The sequence below is a fragment of the Pasteurella sp. WM03 genome (assembly GCF_004570945.1).
GTDB lineage: Bacteria > Pseudomonadota > Gammaproteobacteria > Enterobacterales > Pasteurellaceae > Rodentibacter.
Genome location: NZ_SPPO01000014.1, coordinates 26,573 through 49,912 on the forward strand (window position 1 = coordinate 26,573; position 23,340 = coordinate 49,912).

At 38.7% G+C, this 23,340-nt stretch carries 21 protein-coding genes; 12 read left to right on the plus strand and 9 right to left on the minus strand.

What is annotated here, in order from left to right; translation table 11 throughout:
- The first annotated feature begins 149 nt into the window (after nucleotides 1-149).
- The 6 genes from E4T92_RS10705 (at nucleotide 150) to E4T92_RS10735 (ending at nucleotide 8,586) form a co-directional block, all read left to right on the plus strand.
- On the plus strand, nucleotides 150-1,364 hold the full coding sequence (locus tag E4T92_RS10705) for an ABC transporter substrate-binding protein (protein WP_135094799.1): 1,215 nt from the start codon (nucleotides 150-152) through the stop codon (nucleotides 1,362-1,364).
- Complete coding sequence (locus tag E4T92_RS10710) at nucleotides 1,361-3,280, plus strand: ATP-binding protein (RefSeq protein ID WP_135094801.1); 1,920 nt, start codon at nucleotides 1,361-1,363, stop codon at nucleotides 3,278-3,280. The genes E4T92_RS10705 and E4T92_RS10710 overlap by 4 nt, the downstream gene beginning before the upstream one ends.
- Nucleotides 3,274-4,518: a sigma-54 dependent transcriptional regulator gene (locus E4T92_RS10715; protein ID WP_135094803.1), complete on the plus strand. Its 1,245-nt coding sequence runs from the start codon at nucleotides 3,274-3,276 to the stop codon at nucleotides 4,516-4,518. Before E4T92_RS10710 ends, E4T92_RS10715 begins: the two co-directional genes overlap by 7 nt.
- Before the next feature lie 239 nt (nucleotides 4,519-4,757).
- Nucleotides 4,758-5,702 carry a DMT family transporter gene (locus tag E4T92_RS10720; protein ID WP_135094805.1) on the plus strand — a complete coding sequence of 315 codons (945 nt, stop codon included), beginning with the start codon at nucleotides 4,758-4,760 and terminating at the stop codon, nucleotides 5,700-5,702.
- Between the two features lie 478 nt (nucleotides 5,703-6,180).
- A complete protein-coding gene (locus tag E4T92_RS10730; RefSeq protein WP_135094807.1) occupies nucleotides 6,181-7,323 on the plus strand; it encodes an aldo/keto reductase in 1,143 nt (380 codons plus the stop codon).
- A 222-nt stretch (nucleotides 7,324-7,545) separates the two neighbouring features.
- Nucleotides 7,546-8,586, plus strand: a complete 1,041-nt coding sequence (locus E4T92_RS10735) for a Gfo/Idh/MocA family oxidoreductase (protein WP_135094809.1) — start codon at nucleotides 7,546-7,548, stop codon at nucleotides 8,584-8,586.
- A gap of 134 nt (nucleotides 8,587-8,720) precedes the next feature.
- On the opposite strand, the gene E4T92_RS10740 is transcribed toward E4T92_RS10735, so the two are convergent.
- The 3 genes from E4T92_RS10740 to brnQ all read right to left on the minus strand — a co-directional run bounded on the left by E4T92_RS10740 (nucleotide 8,721) and on the right by brnQ (nucleotide 12,721).
- A complete protein-coding gene (locus E4T92_RS10740; RefSeq protein ID WP_167754064.1) occupies nucleotides 8,721-9,800 on the minus strand; it encodes a porin in 1,080 nt (359 codons plus the stop codon).
- A gap of 83 nt (nucleotides 9,801-9,883) precedes the next feature.
- Nucleotides 9,884-10,984 carry an alpha/beta fold hydrolase gene (locus E4T92_RS10745; RefSeq protein WP_135094813.1) on the minus strand — a complete coding sequence of 367 codons (1,101 nt, stop codon included), beginning with the start codon at nucleotides 10,982-10,984 and terminating at the stop codon, nucleotides 9,884-9,886.
- Between the two features lie 423 nt (nucleotides 10,985-11,407).
- Nucleotides 11,408-12,721: a branched-chain amino acid transport system II carrier protein gene (gene brnQ / locus E4T92_RS10750; RefSeq protein WP_135094815.1), complete on the minus strand. Its 1,314-nt coding sequence runs from the start codon at nucleotides 12,719-12,721 to the stop codon at nucleotides 11,408-11,410.
- Nucleotides 12,722-12,871: 150 nt separating this feature from the next.
- Here brnQ and E4T92_RS10755 point away from each other — a divergent pair, with 150 nt between their 5' ends.
- Nucleotides 12,872-13,345 carry a DMT family transporter gene (locus tag E4T92_RS10755; RefSeq protein WP_135094817.1) on the plus strand — a complete coding sequence of 158 codons (474 nt, stop codon included), beginning with the start codon at nucleotides 12,872-12,874 and terminating at the stop codon, nucleotides 13,343-13,345.
- Nucleotides 13,346-13,459: 114 nt separating this feature from the next.
- On the opposite strand, the gene E4T92_RS10760 is transcribed toward E4T92_RS10755, so the two are convergent.
- Nucleotides 13,460-14,191: a glutathione peroxidase gene (locus tag E4T92_RS10760; protein ID WP_077542973.1), complete on the minus strand. Its 732-nt coding sequence runs from the start codon at nucleotides 14,189-14,191 to the stop codon at nucleotides 13,460-13,462.
- 121 nt (nucleotides 14,192-14,312) lie between these two features.
- On the opposite strand from E4T92_RS10760, the gene oxyR reads away from it, so the two are divergent.
- Nucleotides 14,313-15,218 carry a DNA-binding transcriptional regulator OxyR gene (oxyR, locus tag E4T92_RS10765; RefSeq protein ID WP_077542972.1) on the plus strand — a complete coding sequence of 302 codons (906 nt, stop codon included), beginning with the start codon at nucleotides 14,313-14,315 and terminating at the stop codon, nucleotides 15,216-15,218.
- Nucleotides 15,218-15,844: an HTH-type transcriptional repressor FabR gene (fabR, locus tag E4T92_RS10770; protein ID WP_135094818.1), complete on the plus strand. Its 627-nt coding sequence runs from the start codon at nucleotides 15,218-15,220 to the stop codon at nucleotides 15,842-15,844. Before oxyR ends, fabR begins: the two co-directional genes overlap by 1 nt.
- Nucleotides 15,845-15,890: 46 nt before the next feature.
- Here the strand turns inward: fabR and E4T92_RS10775 are convergent, their stop codons facing one another.
- The gene (locus tag E4T92_RS10775) at nucleotides 15,891-16,712 is read right to left on the minus strand and encodes a 5'-nucleotidase, lipoprotein e(P4) family (protein WP_135094820.1); all 822 of its coding nucleotides are present in this window, start codon (nucleotides 16,710-16,712) and stop codon (nucleotides 15,891-15,893) included.
- A 241-nt stretch (nucleotides 16,713-16,953) separates the two neighbouring features.
- Here E4T92_RS10775 and ftsB point away from each other — a divergent pair, with 241 nt between their 5' ends.
- The 3 genes from ftsB to ispF are packed head-to-tail and all read left to right on the plus strand — an operon-like array spanning nucleotide 16,954 to nucleotide 18,391.
- Nucleotides 16,954-17,232, plus strand: a complete 279-nt coding sequence (ftsB, locus tag E4T92_RS10780) for a cell division protein FtsB (protein ID WP_135094822.1) — start codon at nucleotides 16,954-16,956, stop codon at nucleotides 17,230-17,232.
- The gene (ispD, locus tag E4T92_RS10785) at nucleotides 17,232-17,912 is read left to right on the plus strand and encodes a 2-C-methyl-D-erythritol 4-phosphate cytidylyltransferase (protein ID WP_135094824.1); all 681 of its coding nucleotides are present in this window, start codon (nucleotides 17,232-17,234) and stop codon (nucleotides 17,910-17,912) included. Before ftsB ends, ispD begins: the two co-directional genes overlap by 1 nt.
- Entirely contained in the window at nucleotides 17,912-18,391 is a 480-nt protein-coding gene (gene ispF, locus E4T92_RS10790) for a 2-C-methyl-D-erythritol 2,4-cyclodiphosphate synthase (protein ID WP_135094826.1), read from the plus strand. The genes ispD and ispF overlap by 1 nt, the downstream gene beginning before the upstream one ends.
- Before the next feature lie 45 nt (nucleotides 18,392-18,436).
- Here ispF and E4T92_RS10795 read toward each other — a convergent pair whose 3' ends face one another.
- The 4 genes from E4T92_RS10795 to hemC are packed head-to-tail and all read right to left on the minus strand — an operon-like array spanning nucleotide 18,437 to nucleotide 22,668.
- The gene (locus E4T92_RS10795; RefSeq protein WP_135094828.1) at nucleotides 18,437-19,708 is read right to left on the minus strand and encodes a heme biosynthesis protein HemY; all 1,272 of its coding nucleotides are present in this window, start codon (nucleotides 19,706-19,708) and stop codon (nucleotides 18,437-18,439) included.
- A gap of 9 nt (nucleotides 19,709-19,717) precedes the next feature.
- The gene (locus E4T92_RS10800; RefSeq protein ID WP_135094830.1) at nucleotides 19,718-20,971 is read right to left on the minus strand and encodes a uroporphyrinogen-III C-methyltransferase; all 1,254 of its coding nucleotides are present in this window, start codon (nucleotides 20,969-20,971) and stop codon (nucleotides 19,718-19,720) included.
- Between the two features lie 21 nt (nucleotides 20,972-20,992).
- Nucleotides 20,993-21,733 (minus strand): uroporphyrinogen-III synthase, encoded by a 741-nt coding sequence (locus E4T92_RS10805; protein ID WP_135094832.1) that lies wholly within the window; start codon nucleotides 21,731-21,733, stop codon nucleotides 20,993-20,995.
- Nucleotides 21,733-22,668, minus strand: coding sequence for a hydroxymethylbilane synthase (gene hemC / locus E4T92_RS10810; protein ID WP_135094834.1), 936 nt, complete (start codon nucleotides 22,666-22,668; stop codon nucleotides 21,733-21,735). The genes E4T92_RS10805 and hemC overlap by 1 nt, the downstream gene beginning before the upstream one ends.
- Between the last annotated feature and the right edge of the window lie 672 nt (nucleotides 22,669-23,340).

Here is a 23,340-nt window from a genome sequence, read left to right on the forward strand (position 1 = left end):
TGTCAAAAATGACCCATAAATTGTTAGGTTGAAGAAAGTAGTTTTCCAGCTATTAAAATTGAGTTAATTTCACACCATAATGAAAATAATCAGAAAAAAGAAAATTTAAAATTTGTGATTTAGATCACAAAATAGGGACGAACTCTGTGATGAAACTTTTACTTTTTATTTTGCTGTCTTGGATTAGCCCGTTGTTATTAGCCAATGAAATTGTGATAGCAACGACTTTTTCCCCGGAAACGACCGAACATATCATTAAACAATGGCAAAACAATTTTCCCAACCAAGAAGTCCGTTTGATTAATCGAACCTCAAATTCACTTAAGCGTTTATTAGTCCAACCGGATATAGAAAAAGTTGATTTAGTGTTGAGTTCTTCCCCCTTTCTGTTTCAAGATTTACAGGAAAAGGGATTATTGTTGGAATTACCAAAAACTTATCAAAATGCACTTGTACCTTCTCAACTAAAATCAACCACAGCGGCGATTGCTTTTTCCGGTTACGGCATTTTATTTAACCGAAATTTACTTAAACAACATCATTTACCAGAGCCTCGCGATTGGAACAGCCTCACTGATCCTGCTTATTTTAATAGTTTACTACTCAGTTCCCCTTCTCGATCCGGCAGTAATCACATCATGCTAGAGATGCTTTTACAACAAAAAGGGTGGATTGCCGGATGGCAAGAAATTTTAACGCTATCAGGTAATCTATCCTTGATTTCTTCTCGTAGCTTTAATGTGGCAGAAAAAATTAAACTCGGTTTAGCAACAGCGGGCATTAGTATTGATAGCTATGCGAATAACCTAAATAATCAGGATTTTGGTTTTGTTTATTTTCCTCATTCTGTTGCTTCACCGGCGTTTATTGCCGTACATAAAAATAATAAAGCCTCAAAGCCGGCACTTGAATTTATTCAATTTTTGTTAAGTGCGGAAGGGCAGGAAGTTGTTACTTCGCCAAATATGGCAAAATTTCCACTTAAACCTTTAGCGCCAAATAGCCGTCAATACGAACAACAAAAAAAGCTGTTAGCACAAACACCGATTGATTACGATATTTTATTATTAAGGCAACATCTCGTTGAAAAATTATTTGATAATGCTGTCACATTTCGTCTTAATCAGCTGAAAGATATTTGGGCATTAATTTATCAACAAGAACAAAAAACAAATCGAAAATTGACCGCACTTCGCCATCAATTAACCTTAATTCCGGTCAATGAGCAGCAAGCGATAGATCCGATTTATTTGAAAAGAATTAAAAATGATCGATATTTTTTGTTGGAGCAAGAGAAGAAATGGACGGACTTTTTCCAACAACGGATTAATACGGTACTTGCACAATTAGAGGACATAAAATGAAACAGGGAAAAATCACCCAGCATTTGAAAATAGCCTCAATCATTGGATTACTATTAACATTACTTATTGGGCTTGTAAGTCTATCTGCTTGGTATACTCAATATCGACAAGTTAATTATATTATTGAAGATTATTTTCCAAAAACCAATGCCGCCCTAAAATTGGAGGATAAGTTTAATGTTTTTTTTAATGATCTGGAACGTTTTTACTATTTACAAAATAATTTGAACCGGCAGGTTATGTTTAAAAATCTTAAACATCAGCTAAATGAAATTGAAACATTATCTTCTTTGTTATTTGAACAGAAAAAAAGATCAACGATTAAGCAATACTTAAATGATTTAATTCAACTCACTACCCAAATTGATAATAATTTATCTAATAATTTTTTGATTTTACAGCAAAAACAAACATTATTAACGAAGATTCAATGGCTAAATGATGATTTTAATAATGAAATTATTTCTCAAATTCAAGAATTAAACTGGCAGAATAATTATTTTTTGAAACATTCTTCTTTGCTTAATGAGAAAAACCAAGCTAAATCAGAGAATGAGTTATTTTATTTATATCAATTAGCAGATAAAGAAGAGCAAATTAGAACCGAGTTAGTACAATTTTTATATAACTTATATCCTAATCAAACTACAATTTTGCAGGATTATGCTTATTTAAAGCAACTAATTACAGCATTAATTCAAGCCCCTTCCCACATGATCAAGAATCCAAGTATTGTGCCATTGCAACAGATGTTTAATGATTTATATCAAATGATTGAACCCCATCATGAATTAGATAATCTTGTTCAGGAAATCACTCATTATCAAACTGAATTAAAAAATATTCAATCTCAGAAAAATGATATCGTTGCAAAAACTCAAGAAATGATAAAGCAAGAATTAAATGAAACCAGAGGAAGTTTTACCCGACTAAATGAGAATTTAAAACAACAGACAAAAATAAGTGGAGTAATTATTATTTCTTCATTGCTTATTTTCCTTATTCTAATTGCTTTATTTAATCAATATTATGTTAAGCGCCGTTTAAGTTACCGTTTTTCACAACTCATTTATGCTATCGAAAACCTTAATCTGGGTAGAATAAATCAACCGATCAATGTCAGTGGAAAAGATGAGCTGACAGAAATTGGTTTATTATTAAATAATCATATTCAAATTTTGCAAGAACGAGAAAAAATTGAAAAAGATTTACAGGAAACCCAAAATGAATTGCTCCAAGCGGCTAAAATGGCGGTTGTCGGGCAAACAATGACGACACTTGCTCATGAAATTAATCAACCTTTGAATGCCATATCAATTTATCTTTTTACGCTAAAAAAACGTCTTGAACAGCAAAAAGATAAGCAAAGTTATCTTGATATTGAAAAGATAGAAAAATTAATAGAGCGCATCGCTAATATTATTAAAGCATTACGTCAATTTGCTAAAAATGAAATTTCATCGACACCCCATCAAGTGGTTTCCCTTAAACAAAGTTTGACTGAAGCATGGAATGTATTAGAACTCCGTCATAAACCTCTCAATGCCGAGCTGCAGATTAAAGGGGATGTTTGCTTGCTTATAAATCCAATTTTGTTGGAACAGGTTTTCGTTAATATCCTCTCAAATGCTCTGGAGGCGGGTCAAGCTATACCTATTATTCAAGTTGATGTAGTCTGCTACCAAGACAAAACTTGTGTTTTTATTGAAGACAATGGTAGTGGCTGGCAAACGGATAATGCTGATAAATTATTACAACCTTTTTTCACCACTAAAAGTGTCGGATTAGGATTAGGTTTAACAATTTGCCAGCGTATTATGCAACAATTTGGGGGGAAATTGGCGATTGCCTCCAGCCTTTCTAAAAGTGCGGTTGTTATTTTAGAATTTTTACATAGTGGGGAAGAAAAATGTTAGATCAAGAAACGGTGTTACTGATTGATGACGATAATGATGTATTGACTGCCTACCAATCACTATTAAATGCAGAGGGATATCGAATTAAGGCGATCAATAATCCGTTAGATGCACTGGAGATCATACCTGAAAATTGGAAAGGTGTCGTGGTGAGCGATATTTATATGCCACAACTGTCAGGCTGGGAACTCTTGAGCCGTTTACATCAAAGGGATAAACATCTTCCGGTGATTTTCATCACCGGACACGGTGATGTGCCAATGGCCATTGAAGCCATGCAACAAGGGGCGTTTTATTTTATTGAAAAACCCATCAAACCGGAAAAATTATTAATACAGCTTGAACAAGCGTTGAGCCAACGACAACACCAACTCGCGATTAAAAATGCCCAGCAAGAAGCATTAGAAACCGGTTTTATCGGACAGAGCCATTGGATTAAACAATTTCGCCAACGTTTACAACAACTCGGGGAAACCTCATTACCGATTTTTATTTTTGGTGAGGTTGGCACAGGGCGAACTCTAGCCGCCCAACATCTTGCCCGCTTTTCGGCAGACCGATTTTCGCCTCAACATAGCCTAGAATTGCTTGCCCCCTGTGATATTGAAGCATTACAGCCCCATCTTGAACAAGCCAAACAGGGGCTGTTACAGCTTAAAAATATAGAATATCTCTCACAAGCGGCACAGAAAAGGCTGGCATTATCAATTCAGCAACAGCATTTTCGTTTTATTGGAATTAGTCAATATTCACCATACCAATTATTGACAGAATTTAATCTTTTACCGGAGCTTTTTTATGCGTTTAATTTAACACAAATAGAATGTTTGCCGCTTTCTCATCGAACTTCTGATATCGAGCCGATTTTCCGCCATTATTTAGCCCAAACCTGTCAAAAATTAAATAAAAAGAAACCGCTTGTGAGTGAAAATTTTATTAAACAGCTACTCTCCCAACAGTGGCTTGGCAATATCACCCAATTAATTCACACAGCCGAACTTTATGCAGTCGGTGTTACCGTCCAAAATGATCGTTTCTCGTTGATGCAGGAACAAAGTGAACTATCGCTTGATCATCTTATTGATGAGTATGAAAAGCAGATCATTATAGAGGTGTTAGATCGCTTTCAAGGAAGAATTAATGAAGCGGCAAATTATCTACAAATTCCCCGTAAGAAATTGTATTTACGAATGAAAAAGTATGCCTTGAATAAAGCGGATTATAAAGAGTTACTTTAATTTTAGGGGCAAAGTAGAATTTGTCCAAAATTCTCATGTTATTTTTGTAATATTGACTGACAAAATTATCAGATAATGAGTTAATCGTTGTTTGACAAAAACTTATTGAAATTAGACCGCACTTTTTACCCAAAACTTATTATTGAATTTCACTCAATAGCTCATTCAATTTTTTCCATCTAATTAAAACAATTTTGGCAATTTATAATGTGCTTAATGTTATTTATTGGAGAAAAACAATGATTGCTTTATTTTCCGCCCCAATAGGGGTGTTGGTGGGAATAGGGATTGCCTTTCAAACGGGAATGAATTCGGTTTTACGCCAAAATGTGAGATCTCCCTTATTATCCTCTTTTGTTTCTTTTGGTGTAGGTTCTATTCTATTGATTCTGCTAATTTTAATTCAAAATGAACCGCTCACCATCTCGACTGAAATTTTCATTCAATCACCTTGGTGGATTTGGTTGGGGGGATTATTGGCGATGTTCGGTTTAACGGTGAATATTTTGATTTTCCCTCGTTTAGGCAGTGTTCAAACGGCGATTATGCCAATTTTGGGGCAGGTTATCACTGGTTCGTTAATTGATACCTTTGGTTGGTTTTCAGCACCACAATATGACTTTTCTCTCTTGCGTTTTTTGGGGGTGACTATCGTGATGGTTGGCATCGGGATAGCGATTGTTCTCCCTTCATTCAAGCGAAATAGTCCGGAAAAGTGCGGTCAATATTCTTTGATTTTCTGGCAAATTCTTGGCATTGGCGGTGGTATCGCTTCCGGCATTACGCCTGCAATCAATACGGCATTACGACAAACGTTACAATCCACGACACTTTCCGTATTCGTGCCATTCATCATGGGGACGTTGTTATTGGCATTGGTTATTTGTTTCAAAGAACTGACTGCTTGGCGGCATCTCAAAAATGCGTTGAAAGAACCTCAACCTTGGTGGCAATGGTTAGGTGGTTTATTGGGGGCGGTTTATATCGGTGGAATTGTGATAATCGTGCCACAAATTGGTACAGGTGGGGCAATTGTGACATCATTATTTGGATTATTACTCGGTAGTTTAATCATTGATCAATTTGGCTTGCTTGGTGCGAGTAAAAAAACGGTGAATGCTATCCAAATTGTCGGTTTACTTGTGTTATTGATAGGTGTTGTGATGATTCAAATGAGTAAATAATCAATAACCCGTACATAATCAGCATTGTGCTAGAAATAAAACCAATATCTTTTTTGCTGAAACCAAATTTAGTGATCAGTTCAGGCGAAGAAAGTAAAAATTATTGTGTAAAATATAGTAGGCGGCATATAGCCGATAAAAATTCCAAACAAAGCATGCGATTTCAGATGGTTGTAACGTTCTCTGATTTCACTGTCAGGAACAGGTTTTCCCCGGTTTAGATGCTAGAAAAGCATAGAAATTCCTCTTATTTAAGTGACGGAAAAAATGTTTTTTACTTTGTAGTCATTATCTACATTTCATTGAAATTCCTGTTTTTGTGTAGTTGTTGCATCATACTGAACACTTTTTCAAATTCGACCGCACTTTTCATTACAATTGTTGAATTTCATTCACAAGCTTATTCAATCATCACTATCTAATCAAAACAATTTTTTGCTTTTACAATAGTTGTCTTCTTATTTGATAGGAGTAAAACATGGTTAATCAGTCTAAACGTCAATTATTAAAAAGCGGTGGTTTGACCGCATTAGCATTGGGATTGGGGGGAACGGCAACATCGGTTGTGGCAAATACGCTAAATCAGGGTGGGCTAGCCTCTGAAGATAAAATTCCAAGTCAGCGTCAATTGGGAAACTTAAGGGTTTCAAGCTTAGGGTTGGGCTGCCAAGGGCTAGGACAAAATATGTATGCTGTGCCACAACCTCATCGTCATCATGCGGTGCGTTTGATACATCAGGCATTTGATCATGGTGTCACCTTTTTTGATACGGCGGAAGCCTACGGGCCTTTTGAAAGCGAGCGAGTGGTGGGCGAAGGGTTGAAAGGTATTCGAGATCAAGTGGTGCTGGCAACCAAATTCGGTTGGGATATCGATCAAAAAACCGGTAAACGCACAGGTAAGCTCAATAGTCGTCCGGAGCATATCAAACAAGTGGTGGACAGTATGCTACAACGTTTACAAACTGACCGAATTGATTTGCTCTATCAACATCGTGTTGATCCTAATGTTGCGATTGAAGAGGTGGCTGGGGCAATCCAAGATTTAATGAAACAAGGTAAGGTGTTGAACTGGGGCTTGTCAGAAGCAAGTGAGCAAACGATTCGCAAAGCACATGCTATTCAGCCTTTAACAGCGGTGCAAAGTGAATATTCACTGTTTTTTCGGGGGCGTGAAAAAGATGTGATTCCTGTTTGTGAAGAATTAGGGATTGGTTTTGTCCCTTGGTCGCCATTGGCCATGGGGACATTGGCGGGCTATGTGGACGAAAGCAGTCGTTTTTCGTCCGATCCTAGTCAAGATCTACGCGGCATTATTCCTCGTTTTACACCAGAAGCCATGCAGCAAAATGTGAAGTTAATTCGACTTGTACAGAAATGGGCAAAACGCAAACTTTGTACACCGGCACAATTTTCTCTCGCATGGTTAATGGCGCAGAAAAATTTTATCGTACCAATCCCAGGGACGACTAAATCCCGCCATTTATTGGATAATTTAGGGGCGGACGATGTGAAATTCTCTGATGAAGAACTTGCTCAATTCCGTGAAGAATTGGAGGCTATTGATATTGTCGGTTTACGTTTGCCGGAAGCCATTTTGAAGTTTTCGGAGGCAAAATAATTATCTCCTCGTCAACTTTATAAAAACTATGGTGAATTTGACCGCACTTTGATCTGCACCTCAAAACGATATTTGAGATGCAGATCACTTTTATTTAGGAACAAATATGCCATAGATTAAGCCAAGTGAGCCTATTATGTATTCTGTACTAATCAGCCAATGGCAGATAAATAAAAACGATTTTATACTTGCCACAATTTTATCAATTAAGGATAGCCAAATATGAAAAAAATCAATGTTGCCATTGCAGGAAGTGGATATTCTACTCGTGTTTTCCACGTTCCCTTTTTTAAAAATGATCACCGTTTTAAGATCGTAAAATTTTTTGAACGCTCAACTACAAGGGCATTAGCTTGGTTTCCTGATGTTGATATTGTGTCAAGTTTTGAAAAATTACTCACCGATGATGTGGATTTAATTGTGATAACTACCCCTAATCAAACCCACTATGAGTTTGTTAAACAAGCACTATTAGCCCAAAAGCATGTGTTAGTAGAAAAGCCTTTAGTGGCGACATCCGCCCAAGCAGTGGAATTGGCTGAGCTAGCCAAACAACAAGGCGTCGTGCTTTATACTTATCAAAATCGCCGTTGGGATGCCTCGGTTGCTACCGCTCGTGAAATTTTATCGCGAGGTTTAATTGGCAAGCCGGTGGACGGTGAAATTAGAATCGATCGTTATGCGAAAGATAAAAATGCCAAAGCATGGAAAGAAACGGGTGATAAGGGAACGGGATTAGTCTATGATCTTGGCGTACATTTGATTGATCAGGCAGTCAGTTTATTTGGTAAACCACAAGCCCTGTTTGCCGACATTCGTTATCAACATCAAGGGGCGTTATCAGACGATAATTTTGATATTCACCTTTATTATGAAAATGGGTTAAAAGTGGCGGTAAAAGCGAGTAAATACGTGCGTGAAACGACACCTCATTTTGCTTTGCACGGTGATCTTGGCTCTTATATCAAACACCATACCGATAATCAAGAAAGCCTACTAAATCAAGGCATTATTCCGCAAGGAAATTGGAATGAAGAAAATGAAAGCGATTGGGGGATTTTACATACGGAAGTTGAGGGGGAAATTATCCGTAAACCTTATCCTAATGCAAAAGTGAGTTATTTGGATTTAGTGGATAATTTGTATCAGGTCATTGTTAACGGGGCTGAACCCGCAATTAAAATGGAAGAAGTCGTGTTTGTTTTACACATTATTGAAAAAGCGTTTGAAAGTGCCGAGAAAGGAAAGAAAGTAGCGTTATAATTAATATTGATTGACGAGGCAATTTTCGGTAAACCATCCAAAGTGTGGTCAAATTTTTAGCAAAATTAAAAAAGAGTAAAATCTTATTAAAATTTGACCGCACTTTCGTTAAAGATTGATCATTCCGTTGATATTTACCAATAAATCCGCATACCTACGGCAGTAGTATTTTCTTTGGTTTTACGTTGAAATGTTTGATTAACATAATGTTTTCGATAATCTTGGCGAAATTCGGTAAATAACTTAACGTATTGCGGTATCACAAAATAATCAATACCAACAGTATATCTATGTCCGGTTTCACGAGTGCTATCACTGAGTTGACTTTGTAATTTATTGAGGTTTCTTCCATATTGCCCATATAGCCGCCAATCCGGATTTAATTGTTGGACAAGTACCAATCTCATATCATTTTCTAATCGCTTGTCATTAATTGAGGTTCGATTTTTGGTTCGTCTTTGTTCCAAATCAAGCCCTATTGTCGTACTGCGATAGGTATAACTTCCTCCCATAGAATAAGTGGTCTGATTGGTTTGGGGATTGTAAAATTGTTCTCTAATCATACCGAAAGCGATTTTGGTGCTGTTAAATTCATTGAATTTATGTGTATAAACAATGCCGCCGCCCCATACATTTTTTCGCTTATTGGTTAAATCCAATCCTAAACTGTTACGTTTACTCTTTCCACCGTAAAATACACCGAATCGCCAGTTATTTATGGTGTGCGTATATTGCAAAATTCTACGTTGCAGGGCAGGTAATAAGGGATAGGAAATCGTTAAATCATTCGCTAAGTCTGTTCGTCGGATTTCATCGGCAATGGATAAGATGTTTCCGTATAAAAGTTCTCCGTATTTCTTATGCCCAAATCCAGCGTTGAGTTGTCGGGTATAAATATCATCAAAGTTATGTCTGGAATCCGATGTACCCCGAAAACGCCATTCAACATTTCCAACGGTATAAATACCATCGCCTAATTCTTGCGTTAGTTTAAAACCAAAACGGGAGCTATCATTTGTAAAAGCAGGAGATTGGCGGGTTCGTTGAACGCTATTATCAGCATATTCTGTTCTTGTAGAAGAGCCGCTTATATTCACTCTCATTGAGCTGGTTAATTCTAATTTGGTTTTGCTTGGTTCAATATCGAATAATGTTAAAGCCGAGGTAGAGGCTGAATAAAAAAATAAAAGAGAGGGAAGTAATAAATTTTTCACTTGAGTTATTTTCATCCTAAATTGATTGTGCCAAAAAGAATGGGATAGGTTGTTTGGCAACACATCCCATCTTGATTTAGAGGTTATTTATCCAATCCTTTTTCTTTCAGCCATTTTTCCATTAAATCGGCAAGTTGTTGATTGTTTTTCTCACCCATTAGGAAATGAGAATTGCCTTTGATATTGAGGGCTGGCAAATGAATAAGTGTTGCATCGCCGCCATGTTTATTGATGGTATCCACAAACTGTTTTGCCATGGCAAATTCTGTACCCCATTTATCTTCACCGACATTTTCGGAACCGAGTTTAATGTAGTCACCGTAATACAAGACGATGGGGATTTTGGTGAGTTTCAGAAACTCATTCATTGGCAGACCCATTGCGGTGGCGGATAAATGTTCAACGCGTGCTTTTGTAATTTTTGGCATTTCCGTTTCAGGGAAAACAAAGGGCGTACCACCCGGTTCATACGCCACAATCGCTTTCACTTTATCGCTACGGATTGCTGCACGCCAACCTATTGTTCCACCCATTGAGTGTGTGACTAAAACAGCCCCTTCAGTTTGATTGACTAATTGTGCTAATACATCGGCATTTAAGTCATTATCTAACGGTCCAGAACCAACCGACCAACTTTGTTGGAAGGCTTGATAATATTGTTCTCCAACAGGGAATTGGGCATTAGGGACAGCTGTGCCTTGCGTATCATAATGACCGACACGGGATAAAATATAGAAGGTTCTATCGCCATACATTGGATTGCTTGCCCAAGGCGTTGCAGGATCTAATGCTTTGGTTGAAAGGTTGGATTCACCGCTACGAGGTTGATCGAGTAAATAAACGCTATAACCTTTGCGTAAAAAGAGATTATTAAAACCTTCACGGCCGTCCACTGTGGTTTCCCACGTGCGTTTAGATTGTGCACCACCATGTTGGAAAATCAATGGGTATTTTTTGGCATTCACCGGCGTTTGATAATTCACATAAGCAAAATCGCCGTAAGCACGTTGCCCATCAGGTGAGGTGAATTTTTCCTGCGAAAACGTGCCTTTATGAGTAACATAACGACCACCCACGGTAAAGCTTCCTTGTTTTTCAATCTGCAAGACCGATGAATTGACATTGTGGCAACCGGAAAGTACTGCAAGGGAAAGTGCGGTTAAAAATAAAGACGTTTTTTTCATTGTTGTTCCTTAATAAAAAAATGAAATATGATGTGATTATAGGCGTTTTGATTTTTGTAAAAAATAGCCTCTTATTCATAACCCTATTGAAAAATATTCAACAATTGTGATGAAAGTATCGGGTTGTCACTAAGCGTATTTTTATGGTCGAAATGATGATTTCGGTTTGTCTGAAATTATGCTGAGTGGGGAACATTCATCGTATGAATGGGAGGAAAGCGATGAATTGAAAAGAACAAATGTTGGGAGAGATATGGTAATTACGTTTAAGGTATGATGTCGCAAATGCGCACAAATAGAGATAGGCGAGGGTAGATTGAGAGAAAGCCGGTATTAATCGGATAAAAAACGCACCAAAAGGTGCGTTTTGTGAAATGGTTGATCTCTGTCTTTTATTGTGAAATTGACCGCACTTTTACCATGCTATTCTCTCTTTTTATGGCGAGGTAGAAGCATTGCGAGCAATAAGCCCACTAATGCCGGAATAAGCCAAGGCAGAGAAAGGTCTGCAAAGGGGAGACGGTTAATCCATTCTGTCATGAATAAAACTTGGCACTGTTCTCCCAGTACGCTTGCGAGTGAAACAAAGGTAACGAGTGCAATCGTAAGTTGCATTCCCATTTTTGACAAAGGGAAAAATTTATCCACAATCACCAACACGACAATGGCAATGGTGATCGGGTAAAGCAGGAGTAATACAGGGAGTGAGAAATGAATGATGGCGTTCAAACCTAAGTTGGCGACACCTAATCCAAGTATTGTAAACACCGTAGCATAGTGTTTATAGGAAAAACGTGGGAAACGTGTTGCGAAAAATTCAGCGGTAGAAACGATTAATCCTGCGGTGGTGGTGAAACAGGTCATCGCAACCATAACGGCTAAAAACCATTGTGCGGATTCACCAAAAATTGCCTGTGTGGCTTGAGATAAAATATAGACCCCTTTATTTATGTCGGCATTCATCACTTCCATAGGTACGGGGAAATGATTTCCAAGGTAAGCAAGTCCAATGTAGAGCACACTAAAACCTAGTGCTACGACGATTCCCACCAACCAAATAGTGGATACATATTCTTTCCGAGAACGAAATCCCAACTGCTTTAATGTTTGAATTGCCACCACACTAAATGCCACGGAAGCGAGGGCATCTAAGGTGTTATATCCTTCAATAAAGCCTGTTCCAAAGGCATTTTTTATATAGTCGCCTGTTGCTACTTGAGGTAATTCCGCGCCATATTTGGCGATGCCTAATCCCACAAGAAGCACTATTAATAGAGCGAAAATTGGGGTGAGAATACGCCCAATACTATCTAAAATTTTTGAAGGATTAAGTGCAATAAAATAAGCAGCAAGGAAATAGAGCAAGGTAAAGAGGATTAATCCGTGTTCACTTATATTTGCGGATAACATTGGAGATACGCCGACTTCATAAGCCACGGTTGCTGTGCGGGGAATGGCGAAGAAAGGGCCGATTGAAAGATATAACATCACCAAATAAGTGGTCGCAAACCAAGGTGAAATTTTCTGGGAAATTTCGTCCACGTAACCTTTGGGGTTTAACATACCAATAATTAGAGTGAGAATAGCAATACCAACGCCGGATAGAACAAAACCTAAAATCGCCGGCCAAAAGTGGTCGCCGGATAGGGCGCCTAAGGTCGGAGGAAAAATTAAATTGCCGGCACCGAAAAACATACCGAATAATAGAAGCCCTGTTAAGCTTGCTTTTTTAATCATAATGATAATGTCTCTGTAAATAATGGGTGGCGAGTATAGCACGATAGAAAGATCTTCGTATGAAAAAATCAAGTGCGGTCAATTTTTCCGGTGTTTTCCCATTTGACGATGGTGATGAAACTTCTATAATTTTATTGGTTCGGAGGGACTATGTTTTTTATTTATCTTTTAATTGCATTCATTGCAGGGGTGGCGCTCGCCTCCCAATCCGCGATCAATACCCAGCTTGCAAAAGCCGTGGGGAGTGAACCTATTATCGCTACATTTATTTCTTTTTCAGTGGGAACAATCTTGCTCTTTTTTGTTGCTTTATTCAAAGCAGATTTGTGGCAAGGTTTGACCGCACTTCCACATCAACCTTGGTGGAAGTTATTGGGGGGCGTGCTAGGTGCGTTAGCCGTGTTTACTACAATATTGCTTGCGCCCAAACTTGGTATTACCGCAATGTTATTTTTTATCATTATCGGGCAATTGCTTGCGGCCTTAACGATAGATCACTTTGGTTTAATCGGTATGCCTGTGCGGGAAGTTAATATCACAAAATTCGTTGGGTTGATAATTGTTGGATTGGGATTGGCATTTTACTTTTTTGGCGATAAGGTGATGGCTTTCATAAAAGGGTAAAGTGCGGTTGAATTTAGGCAACATTTCGATCATAAAAAAGCCAAACTCAGTAAAGTGTTTGGCTTTTTCATAAAAGTTCCAAATTAAATAAATCAGCTAAACTTGCATTCCTCGTTATGCAAAATATTTTTCTAAATCGTCACTACCACCAATATATTCGCCGCCAATAAAGACTTGTGGTACGCTGGTTTTGCCTGTAATAGCACGAACAGAAATTGTGCTTGCATCACGACCTAAAACGATTTCTTCAAAGGTATAATCTTTAGCTTTTAATAAGGCTTTTGCTTTAGCACAGAATGGACAACCCGGTTTTGTGAATACTGTAACGGAAGGTTTTGCTGTCCAACCCGGTTTTAAGTACTTGAGCATAGTATCGGCATCGGAAACTTTAAATGGGTCACCCGGCTCTTCCGGTTCAATAAACATTTTTTCTACAACACCGTTTTTCACTAGCATTGAATAACGCCAAGAACGTTTACCAAAACCTAAGTCTTCTTTACTTACAAGCATTCCCATACCTTCAGTAAATTCACCGTTACCATCAGGAATCACCGTGATATTTTCTGATTCTTGATCGGCTTTCCAAGCATTCATTACGAAGGTGTCGTTGACAGAAATACAGATAATGTTATCCACACCGGCCGCTTTAAATTCGCAAGCTAGTTCGTTATAGCGAGGTAAGTGTGTGGATGAACAAGTTGGAGTAAATGCGCCCGGAAGTGAAAATACAACGACGGTTTTGTTATCAAATAATTCGCTGGTAGAGACATCAACCCAGGCATCCCCTTGGCGGGTATGGAATGTGACATTTGGTACTTTTTTACCGCTCATATCAGTGAGAGACATATTTTCTCCTTGTTTTTAAGTCAAGTTTTAATTGAAAGCTGGATTATAGTCAAACTTATGGTATAGTTTCAACCAATTAATTTTATTTTTTTCATTGACTTTTTCTATAAGGAAAGACTTCATGAATATTCGTGACTTAGAATACTTAGTTGCCTTGTCTGAGTATAAACATTTTCGCCGTGCGGCCGATTCATGCAATGTGAGTCAACCTACTCTTAGTGGGCAAATTCGTAAACTTGAAGATGAACTTGGGATTATTTTATTAGAACGTACGAGCAGAAAGGTGCTATTTACGCAATCCGGTATGCTCCTTGTTGAACAAGCCCGTACAGTCTTACGTGAAGTGAAATTATTAAAAGAAATGGCAAGTAATCAAGGCAAAGAAATGACAGGCCCGCTCCATATCGGTTTAATCCCTACGGTCGGGCCTTATTTGCTGCCTTATATTGTGCCAACTTTAAAAGCAGCTTTTCCTGATCTAGAAATTTTCCTTTATGAAGCCCAAACACAGCAATTGTTAGAACAGCTTGAAACCGGACGTTTAGATTGTGCTATTTTAGCCAGAGTGCAACAGACGGAGGCATTTATTGAGGTGCCGATTTTTGAAGAGAAAATGTTACTGGCGGTTCCGGAGGAACATCCTTGGGCGAAAGAAAAAAATATCTCAATGAGCAGTTTAACCGGCCAAGAAATGTTAATGTTGGATGATGGACATTGTTTACGCAATCAAACATTAGATTATTGTTTTGTCTCAGGTGCGAAGGAAAACTCACATTTTCAAGCAACCAGTCTTGAAACATTGCGTAATATGGTGGCGGCTAATGCCGGTATTACATTTATGCCGGAACTCGCAGTTAGAAATGAGGGCACGCGAAGAGGTGTGAAATATATTCCATGCCATTCTCCTGAACCGGCACGGAGTATTGCGTTGGTATATCGACCGGGCTCGCCGCTACGTAGTCGTTATGAGCGTGTGGCAAAAACAGTCAGAGCTGAGGTTGAATCCATTCTTGCCGGAGTAAAATAATGGCGGGCATTCGTGCAATTCAAAAAGAAAAAACCCGTCGTGCTTTGGTGGATGCCGCATTTAACCAACTCAGTGCAGAGAAAAGTTTCTCTAATTTGAGTTTGCGAGAGGTTGCCCGTGAGGCAGGTATCGCCCCTACCTCTTTTTATCGCCATTTTAGTGATATGGATGAGTTAGGTTTAGAAATGGTAGATGAAGCAGGATTGATTTTACGCCAACTTATGCGTCAAGCTCGTAAACGTATTGATGCCGGTGGGAGTGTGATTGCTGTGTCAGTTGACACGTTCTTTGAATTTATTACCAACAGTACGAACGTATTCCGATTATTATTACGGGAAAGTTCGGGGACATCGCAGGCATTCCGTACTGCCGCAGCAAGAGAAATTAAACATTTTGTAGATGAACTAGCGGAATATATTGCTCATAAACATCAATATCCACACTATATTGCCTATGTACAGGCGGAAGGGATTGTGACGATTGTCTTTACTGCCGGTGCAAATGCGTTAGATATGACCAAACAAGAACGTGAGCAACTCAAACAACGCGTGATTTTACAATTACGTATGATTGCAAAAGGGGCAGATTTTGCCGCTGATAAAGAAAAACAGGCTCAGCAAACGTAATATAAAAAAGCGTTGCTTTTTACAACGCTTTATCTTCAATCAACGACTATTTGCCATCCCATGCTTGAATGGCATCTAAACGTGCCTTAATTTTACTTTGGGTGTCGCCTTTAAAATAATCCTTCTTCAAGCCGCCTTCCCAGCCGCCATAGTTCGCATTGGGTAAGACAATATAAGTTTTACCAAATTTAGCCTGATTCTTCGCCACAAAATCACGGCGTTCTGTATTTAATTTACCGTAAACCGTATCGCCAAAATCATCTAAGTTATCACCAATATAGAGCACAATTTCGTAACCTTGTTTTTCAATTTCAGCAAAACGAGCAGCCTTGGCTGACTTGTCTTTTTTCAAATAAAAGACAGATTCATCAACCCCTTTAAAACCTAATCGTTTCATATCGTCAATTGTACCGGCTTTCTCGCTACTATCTTTACGATTACTCACGTAAAACATTTTTCCTTTATGAGAATTCACATAGTTGTTAAATTCTACCGCACCCGGAATAGCTCGAGATTGACGGGCCTCTACCCAACGAGTCCAGTCTTTACCATCAAAGGGCTTGTTGTTTTTAACTTGCCAGCCTGCGTAGGGGCTATTGTCTAACATCGTTTCATCTAAATCGACGACAACGGCTTTTTTCTTGCCTTTGGCGACTTTTGCCTGATCAAAGGCCACTTTTGCTGCATTGTAAGCCTGATAAGCCAAAGCCTGATATTCACCGGAATCTTGCATCCAGTTTAATCCTAACACGGCTTGTTGCTCTAATTGCATATTGGCATGTTCTTGCGAATCCATCTTATTTGTACAGCCTGCTAATACAACAGCAGAAATTGTAGCAAGTGCGGTCATTTTTAATGCTTTTTTCATTGTATTTTCCTCTTAGAAGATAAAATAGGGTGGAAAAAGTATAGCAAGTTTTCTTTGAGATTCGATGAAATTTCATTTTATTGAGGGGCTATTCTCGTAAATTTGTGATTAAGATCACATTTAGTCCCATTTAATAGGCGATGAAAAAATACACAAAATTTGACCGCACTTTTCCATCGCCTTTATTGTTATTTCAAGATAAACTATGGGCATTTTTTACAGTAAGCTAGACAAAATAATTATGCGGATATTTATTGTCATACTTGTGGGGATTCTTGCGCTTTTCCAATACGATCTTTGGTTTGGCAAGAATGGCTATTTGGATTATAAAGCCATTTCAGCGCAGATCATTGAAAATAAAGCTGAAAATGAAAAACTCGAGCAGAGAAACCAAATGATTTCAGCGGAAATTCAAGGCTTAACGAAAGGGTTTGAATCTATTGAAGAGCGTGCCAGAATGCAACATGATCTTGTAAAAGAAAACGAGATCTTCTACCACATTGTGAAAGAGCATAAATAATGTCACGAACGATTATTGCGATTATCCCCGCGGCTGGGGTGGGTTCTAGAATGAACGCGGATAGACCGAAACAATATTTAACGGTTTTAGGTAAAACGATTTTAGAGCATACTCTGCGTATCATGATTGATCATCCTAGGATTTCCCGAATTATTGTGGCGGTAGGAAAAGATGATCCGTATGTCTCGGCACTTTCCGTTCTCACTCATAAAAAAATTCAACTTGTCGAGGGGGGAGAGACTAGAGCTGCATCGGTTTTAAATGCGTTAGAAGTGATTAGCGAAGAAAATGCGTGGGCATTAGTGCATGATGCCGCAAGACCTTGTTTAACAGAAACGGATTTAAATAAGCTACTAGAAATCAATGATGAGCATGGGGCAATTCTTGCCATTCCGGTGACGGATACGATTAAACGCAGTGATGAATTGGGAGATATTCTTACAACAGAGGATCGTTCACAACTTTGGCAAGCTCAAACACCACAATTTTTTCGAGCAGATTTGCTAAAACATGCCCTTGATAACGGATTAAAACAACATTGTGTTATTACAGATGAGGCTTCAGCGATGGAACTTGCCGGATTTCGACCGCACTTGATCGAAGGAAGGCGTGATAATATCAAAGTGACAAGACCTGAAGACCTCGCATTAGCAGAATTTTATTTAACAAGGAAAATATAATGATAAGAATTGGACACGGCTTTGATGTACACGCCTTTGGTGAAGATAGACCATTAATTATTGGTGGCGTTGAAATTCCTTATCATACAGGTTTTATTGCTCACTCTGATGGTGATGTTGCCCTTCACGCATTGACGGATGCTCTGTTAGGGGCTGCTGCGTTAGGGGATATAGGAAAACTTTTTCCCGATACCGATATGCAATATAAAAATGCCGATAGCCGAGGTTTGTTAAGAGAGGCTTTTCGCCAAGTGAAAGAGAAAGGCTATAAAGTAGGTAATGTTGATGTCACCATTATTGCTCAAGCACCTAAAATGCGTCCTTATATTGATGATATGCGGGCGGTGATTGCTGATGACTTGAGCAGCGATATCGAGCAAGTCAATGTGAAAGCGACAACGACAGAAAAATTAGGTTTTACCGGAAGAAGTGAAGGAATTGCCTGTGAAGCAGTCGTGTTGCTTCTGAAATCAATCTAACCAGATAAAATTAAGGCGCAATAAACAAATATTGCGCCTTTTCTATTATGCTTTTTCTTCTAAAAGTGCGGTAGGATTTTCTTCAGTTTTATCTACCTCGTTAGGTTGGATCGACATTGCATGGTGTAGGCTTTCTTGACGGATTTTTTCTGCCATCGCTTTATCGCCGACTTGTTCAAAAACATAAGCCGCCATCATGGTATCGTTTGATTCAAGCTCTTTTGGACAAGCTATGACTTTCTTGAATGACTCGGCTGCTTTAGCAAATTCATTGTTACGGACATACAAATAGCCAAGGGAACGTTGGAGACTACATTGTTGATTTTCATCCGTACGTTTTGCTCGTTTTTCTATTATTTTGATTAATTTAGTATTATCAACTGGTTGTAAACGTGTTATTTGTGTGCAAAGTGTCTGGCTTAATGGTGTGTTATCGCCCCATTTTTTCAACACCTCAAGAGTAAATTCATAGGCAGATTCGTGATCATTACAATCAATTAATCGTTCAATCAACGCCACCTTTAAGTCTAAATCGTTACGGCGACGGCGTGGTTGCTCTTCCCACCAAGCGAGTAAGCCATCTACCCCTTCTTCATTCATTTTTTCATCAAGTAAACCATTTTCGGTTTTCATTTGCAATGCTTTAAACTCTTCCTCAGAATACAAGTCTGAACGTTGGATTGGCTCTAGAATATTATCAAGGGCTTGATAGGCTTTGGATTGAGTATAAATTTCAACAGCTAATTTTAAGACCTCTTTATTGCGGTCTGTCATTTCCAACAAGCTATCTACTGAACTACGTGCAGCCGGTAGTTTACGCTGTTGTAATAGAATTCGAGTGCGGGTAATTTCTACAAGCAAGTTGTCTGAACCGGCGAGCTCTGTTGCTTCAATTAAATAGCGGTTTGCACTAAATTCATCACCACGTTGTTGTGCTGCTTCAGCGGCTTTGATTAAGTTCAGAATGGGTTCTTCAGAATGTTTCGCATTTTTTCCAATGAGTTTTTCTGCTTTGGCATAATCCCCCTCATTCATTTTCATTAAACCCTCAAGGGTTTGTTTTTGGGCTTTTACCCGTTTACGGCGTGAAAACCAACTATAAGTGTTATTACTTAAACGTAAAAAACGGTTCACTATCCATTCTGCTGCATAAATTATTGCAAGTGTTGCGATAAATAAAATAACTAAAGTTGTGATGGACATCTCATAAATATTGTTTGCCGTTTCAATTCGCACATAACCTTGCTGACCTGAAAGATAGGGCCCTGCAATTAATCCGGCGAGTAAAGCCAGCATTAAAAAGAGTGTTCTAAACATAGTCTATCCTTATTGTTGTGGCTCGGCTGTTGGTTTTTCCTCTGAGGAAACGCCTTTCGGTTCGTCTTGACTATTTGCTTCCTCTGTTTTAGGCGGTTCATTGAAAGCTTTTTCTGCTTGAATTTCAATTTTTTGTACATCTACCGGTACACGATTGAGGTGTTTATCCAACAAATTCAAACTTTGTAATTGGTTTGGTACATCCACATAAACTGACAGTTCGGCCAACTCGTCAACGGATTTTAAGAAGCTTTGAGTCACTTCAGTATCGGTATCAAAATAGCTACGCACCCAAGTTGCTACAGCATCTAACGATTGTTTGTATAAGTCATTTTGCTGGCGTGGTACTGCCATAATGGCTAATTGCAAACGAAGGCGGATATTTTCACGTAAATAAATGTCTTGATTTGGTGCGAGTAATTCTTTTTTATCCGCCCCTTGTTTTGGCGTAATTCGAATAAAATGATTTAAAAAAGAAACCGCACTTTTTTCTGCATTTGCCTGCCAATCGTCTAAAGAATCGGATAATTTCTCTGAATTTGGATCATCGCCAAAATTGACATTGAGTGCAGGCAGTTCATCCACGGAGTTTGCTAATTGGGAGAGACGTTGCATGACGGAATTTTGATCGATACTATCCACTGAAAGGAGTTGTTTCAGATCTTGATTTATCGCAGATCGAACGGCTATTGCATCGGTATTATTTATTTTTGCGAGTGTTTCATCGGCAAGTTTTAACAAAGATACGCCGGTATCGACATCGTTGTCTAAGACTAATTTACGTAACGCATTGTTTAATAAGAAGTCAGCTTCAGAAAATAACCAATCATTAGGTTGTTGTGCTGCTGCTTGTTTACTCACATAATCAAGCTGTTGACGTATGGCACTCAAGGCTTGTTCTTTTGCAGAAATCTGCTGTTCAAGCTGGCTTACTTTGCCTTGTATTTCAGCATTGGCTTTTTCAAGAGTAACAACTTGTGTCGCTTGAGTATTTTCGGTGGAAGGATTGAGCGTGGTTTGAACCATTTGCCCTTCAAGTGCGGTCAATTTTTGTTGAATTTCGCTCACTTGCTGTTGACCAAAATAATAGCCTGCGCCTCCCACGCTCAAGGCGATTAAAATAGCGAGCAGACTTAACCCCGTTCCACTTTTTTTTACGATAGTTTGAGGTGCTTGGGAGAGTGTATCCGCTTGATTTTCAACCGTATTTTGTACGCTATCATCAAGATTTTCTAGCACTTCATTTGATTGATTTTTCGTCATATTCATTCCTTATTAGGTCATTTAGCTAAGTAATGTTTTTAACAAAGTTTGATTATCTGCTTTTGGCGATAAGATAACGGTTTGCCAGCCTTGTCTTTTTGCAGCTTCAGCGATTCGTAGGCTTACTGTCACTAAGCGACAATTTTTAAGCCAATTCTGCTCATTTTCCGGAACAAATTCAATGAGTGCTTGCAAAATTTCTATGCTGGTGACGACTAAAGTATCCACACCGGAGCGTTTACAGATGCTGGTTTGCTCCTCTCTATTATAATTAATAGGTTCTCGGCGGTAACATTCCAAAATATCGACATTTGCCCCCCGTTGTCTTGCTTGTTCGGAAAAATATTCCCGTCCGCCGTTGCCACGTAAAATTAAAATCTGTTTTCCATTAAGTTGCTGCATAGGGGGAAGAGCAAGTAAGGCTTCACTATTTTCTTGTGAAATAGGATAACGGGTAATTTGCTCGCTTTGACAAGAAAAATACTGAGCGGTTCTCTGCCCGACCGTAAAGTATTGTAAATCTTCACGCCAAGAAAAACCGGTTTCTTTCAAGGTTCTCACGGAAAAATCGACCGCACTTTTAGAGACAAGGAAGACATAATCGCCGGTGTTGAGCTGGTTTAGTTTCTTGGGGAGATCGCCAAGATCATTGCCACTTTCAAAGGTAAATAAAGGTAAATGCAATGCTACGACTCCCGATTGATTGAGTAAGTCAACCAGTTGTTTTCCACGTTCATCGGGACGAGTGACGAGCACAGCCATTATTGCTCCCCTAGGGCATAAACTTTGCTAAGAATACGATCCGCACCTTGGCTGAGCAGTTGCTCTGCGATTTGAACACCTAATTCTTCTGCATTTTCAACCGCACTTTTTCCTTCCGCTTTGATAAGGGATGAACCGTCAAGTTCACCAACAAGGGCTCTTAAATAAATCTGGTTGTTTTCTAATACTGCATAGCCACCAATAGGCACCTGGCAGCCTCCCTGTAAATGAGCATTCATCGCTCTTTCCGCTAATACACAGGCTGTGGTTTCTTGATCTGAAAGAGGGGCAAGTAATGTTTGCACGGCAATATCATCTGTTCGACATTCTATCCCGATAGCACCCTGACCGGCAGCAGGTAAAGAAAGGCTGGTATCAATAAAGGAAGTAATGCGTTCTTCCATTCCTAGGCGAATTAATCCCGCTGCAGCAAGGATAATCGCATCGTATTCCCCCTTATCTAATTTACTTAAACGCGTGCCGACATTGCCACGTAATGAGCGAATATCTAAATCCGGTCGTAATTGCTTTAACTGACATTGACGGCGTAAACTTGATGTACCAACAATCGCCCCTTTAGGTAACTTGTCAAGTGATGTATAGCGATTGGAAACAAAGGCATCACGCGGATCTTCTCGTTTACAAATCACACTTAATCCAAGCCTTTCAGGAAATTGCATCGGAACATCTTTCATGGAATGCACGGCAATATCGGCCCGTTTCTCTAACAACGCATTTTCTAATTCTTTAACGAATAAGCCTTTTCCTCCAATTTTCGCCAAAGGCGTATCAAGAATGACATCACCTTTGGTGATCATGGGCACAAGTTCTACGGAGAGACTAGGATGAAGCGCTTCTAAACGATCTTTAACAAAATTCGCTTGCCATAGCGCAAGCGGACTTTGACGAGTAGCAATTCTTAAAATGGTCGACATGATTATCACGATGTTTATGTCTTAGCAATTTACCTATCCTATCACTGTTAGAGTGAAAAGTCAGTTTTTTTGATTTTTCGTTCTGTATGAGTTTTCCCAATATTTCCCTAATGTAGAAGGATTGGGAGGATTCAATAGCTATCTTATTTTTAATGTAGTCTTTTGAGAGTCGTAACGAAATGAGAAATGAATGAGATAAGAGTAAAGGGTTCCGTTATTTAGTGAAACTGGTAATAGAACGACTTGCTTTCAAATTAAGGAGTCTAAATTCTTTAACATTTGTGATGGCTTAGTCTAATTAACGTATCAATCTATGACAATTAGGGATGTTTTATATACAAAGTGTGGTTAAGTTTAAATAACTTTTGTTTATAAAAAGATGAGTTTATGTAAATTTTTGTAAATAAGCTTGTTGAGTTGTAAATTTTTCTTTAAATTTTAACGAAAATTAGGTAGTACCCCTAAGCAGTTGGTGCTAGTGCTAGTTTGACCAATACAACAAATATGGAATAAATCTTGACTTAAACATATTAGGGATAAAAATGTGTCAACTGTCAACTGTCAACTGTCAACTGTCAACTGTCAACTGTCAACTGTCAACTGTCAACTGTCAACTGTCAACTGTCAACTGTCAACTGTCAACTGTCAACTGTCAACTGTCAACTGTCAACT

What these genes read in the sequence shown, in the direction of transcription:
- ispF (WP_135094826.1), top strand. Translation starts at nt 17,912, where the DNA reads ATGATAAGAATTGGACACGGCTTTGATGTACACGCCTTTGGTGAAGAT.
- ftsB (WP_135094822.1), top strand. Translation starts at nt 16,954, where the DNA reads ATGCGGATATTTATTGTCATACTTGTGGGGATTCTTGCGCTTTTCCAA.
- E4T92_RS10755 (WP_135094817.1), top strand. Translation starts at nt 12,872, where the DNA reads ATGTTTTTTATTTATCTTTTAATTGCATTCATTGCAGGGGTGGCGCTC.
- E4T92_RS10735 (WP_135094809.1), top strand. Translation starts at nt 7,546, where the DNA reads ATGAAAAAAATCAATGTTGCCATTGCAGGAAGTGGATATTCTACTCGT.
- E4T92_RS10705 (WP_135094799.1), top strand. Translation starts at nt 150, where the DNA reads ATGAAACTTTTACTTTTTATTTTGCTGTCTTGGATTAGCCCGTTGTTA.
- E4T92_RS10715 (WP_135094803.1), top strand. Translation starts at nt 3,274, where the DNA reads ATGTTAGATCAAGAAACGGTGTTACTGATTGATGACGATAATGATGTA.
- E4T92_RS10745 (WP_135094813.1), bottom strand. Translation starts at nt 10,984, where the DNA reads ATGAAAAAAACGTCTTTATTTTTAACCGCACTTTCCCTTGCAGTACTT.
- hemC (WP_135094834.1), bottom strand. Translation starts at nt 22,668, where the DNA reads ATGTCGACCATTTTAAGAATTGCTACTCGTCAAAGTCCGCTTGCGCTA.
- brnQ (WP_135094815.1), bottom strand. Translation starts at nt 12,721, where the DNA reads ATGATTAAAAAAGCAAGCTTAACAGGGCTTCTATTATTCGGTATGTTT.
- E4T92_RS10805 (WP_135094832.1), bottom strand. Translation starts at nt 21,733, where the DNA reads ATGGCTGTGCTCGTCACTCGTCCCGATGAACGTGGAAAACAACTGGTT.
- E4T92_RS10775 (WP_135094820.1), bottom strand. Translation starts at nt 16,712, where the DNA reads ATGAAAAAAGCATTAAAAATGACCGCACTTGCTACAATTTCTGCTGTT.
- fabR (WP_135094818.1), top strand. Translation starts at nt 15,218, where the DNA reads ATGGCGGGCATTCGTGCAATTCAAAAAGAAAAAACCCGTCGTGCTTTG.
- E4T92_RS10720 (WP_135094805.1), top strand. Translation starts at nt 4,758, where the DNA reads ATGATTGCTTTATTTTCCGCCCCAATAGGGGTGTTGGTGGGAATAGGG.
- E4T92_RS10730 (WP_135094807.1), top strand. Translation starts at nt 6,181, where the DNA reads ATGGTTAATCAGTCTAAACGTCAATTATTAAAAAGCGGTGGTTTGACC.
- E4T92_RS10760 (WP_077542973.1), bottom strand. Translation starts at nt 14,191, where the DNA reads ATGTCTCTCACTGATATGAGCGGTAAAAAAGTACCAAATGTCACATTC.
- E4T92_RS10795 (WP_135094828.1), bottom strand. Translation starts at nt 19,708, where the DNA reads ATGTTTAGAACACTCTTTTTAATGCTGGCTTTACTCGCCGGATTAATT.
- ispD (WP_135094824.1), top strand. Translation starts at nt 17,232, where the DNA reads ATGTCACGAACGATTATTGCGATTATCCCCGCGGCTGGGGTGGGTTCT.
- E4T92_RS10800 (WP_135094830.1), bottom strand. Translation starts at nt 20,971, where the DNA reads ATGACGAAAAATCAATCAAATGAAGTGCTAGAAAATCTTGATGATAGC.
- E4T92_RS10710 (WP_135094801.1), top strand. Translation starts at nt 1,361, where the DNA reads ATGAAACAGGGAAAAATCACCCAGCATTTGAAAATAGCCTCAATCATT.
- oxyR (WP_077542972.1), top strand. Translation starts at nt 14,313, where the DNA reads ATGAATATTCGTGACTTAGAATACTTAGTTGCCTTGTCTGAGTATAAA.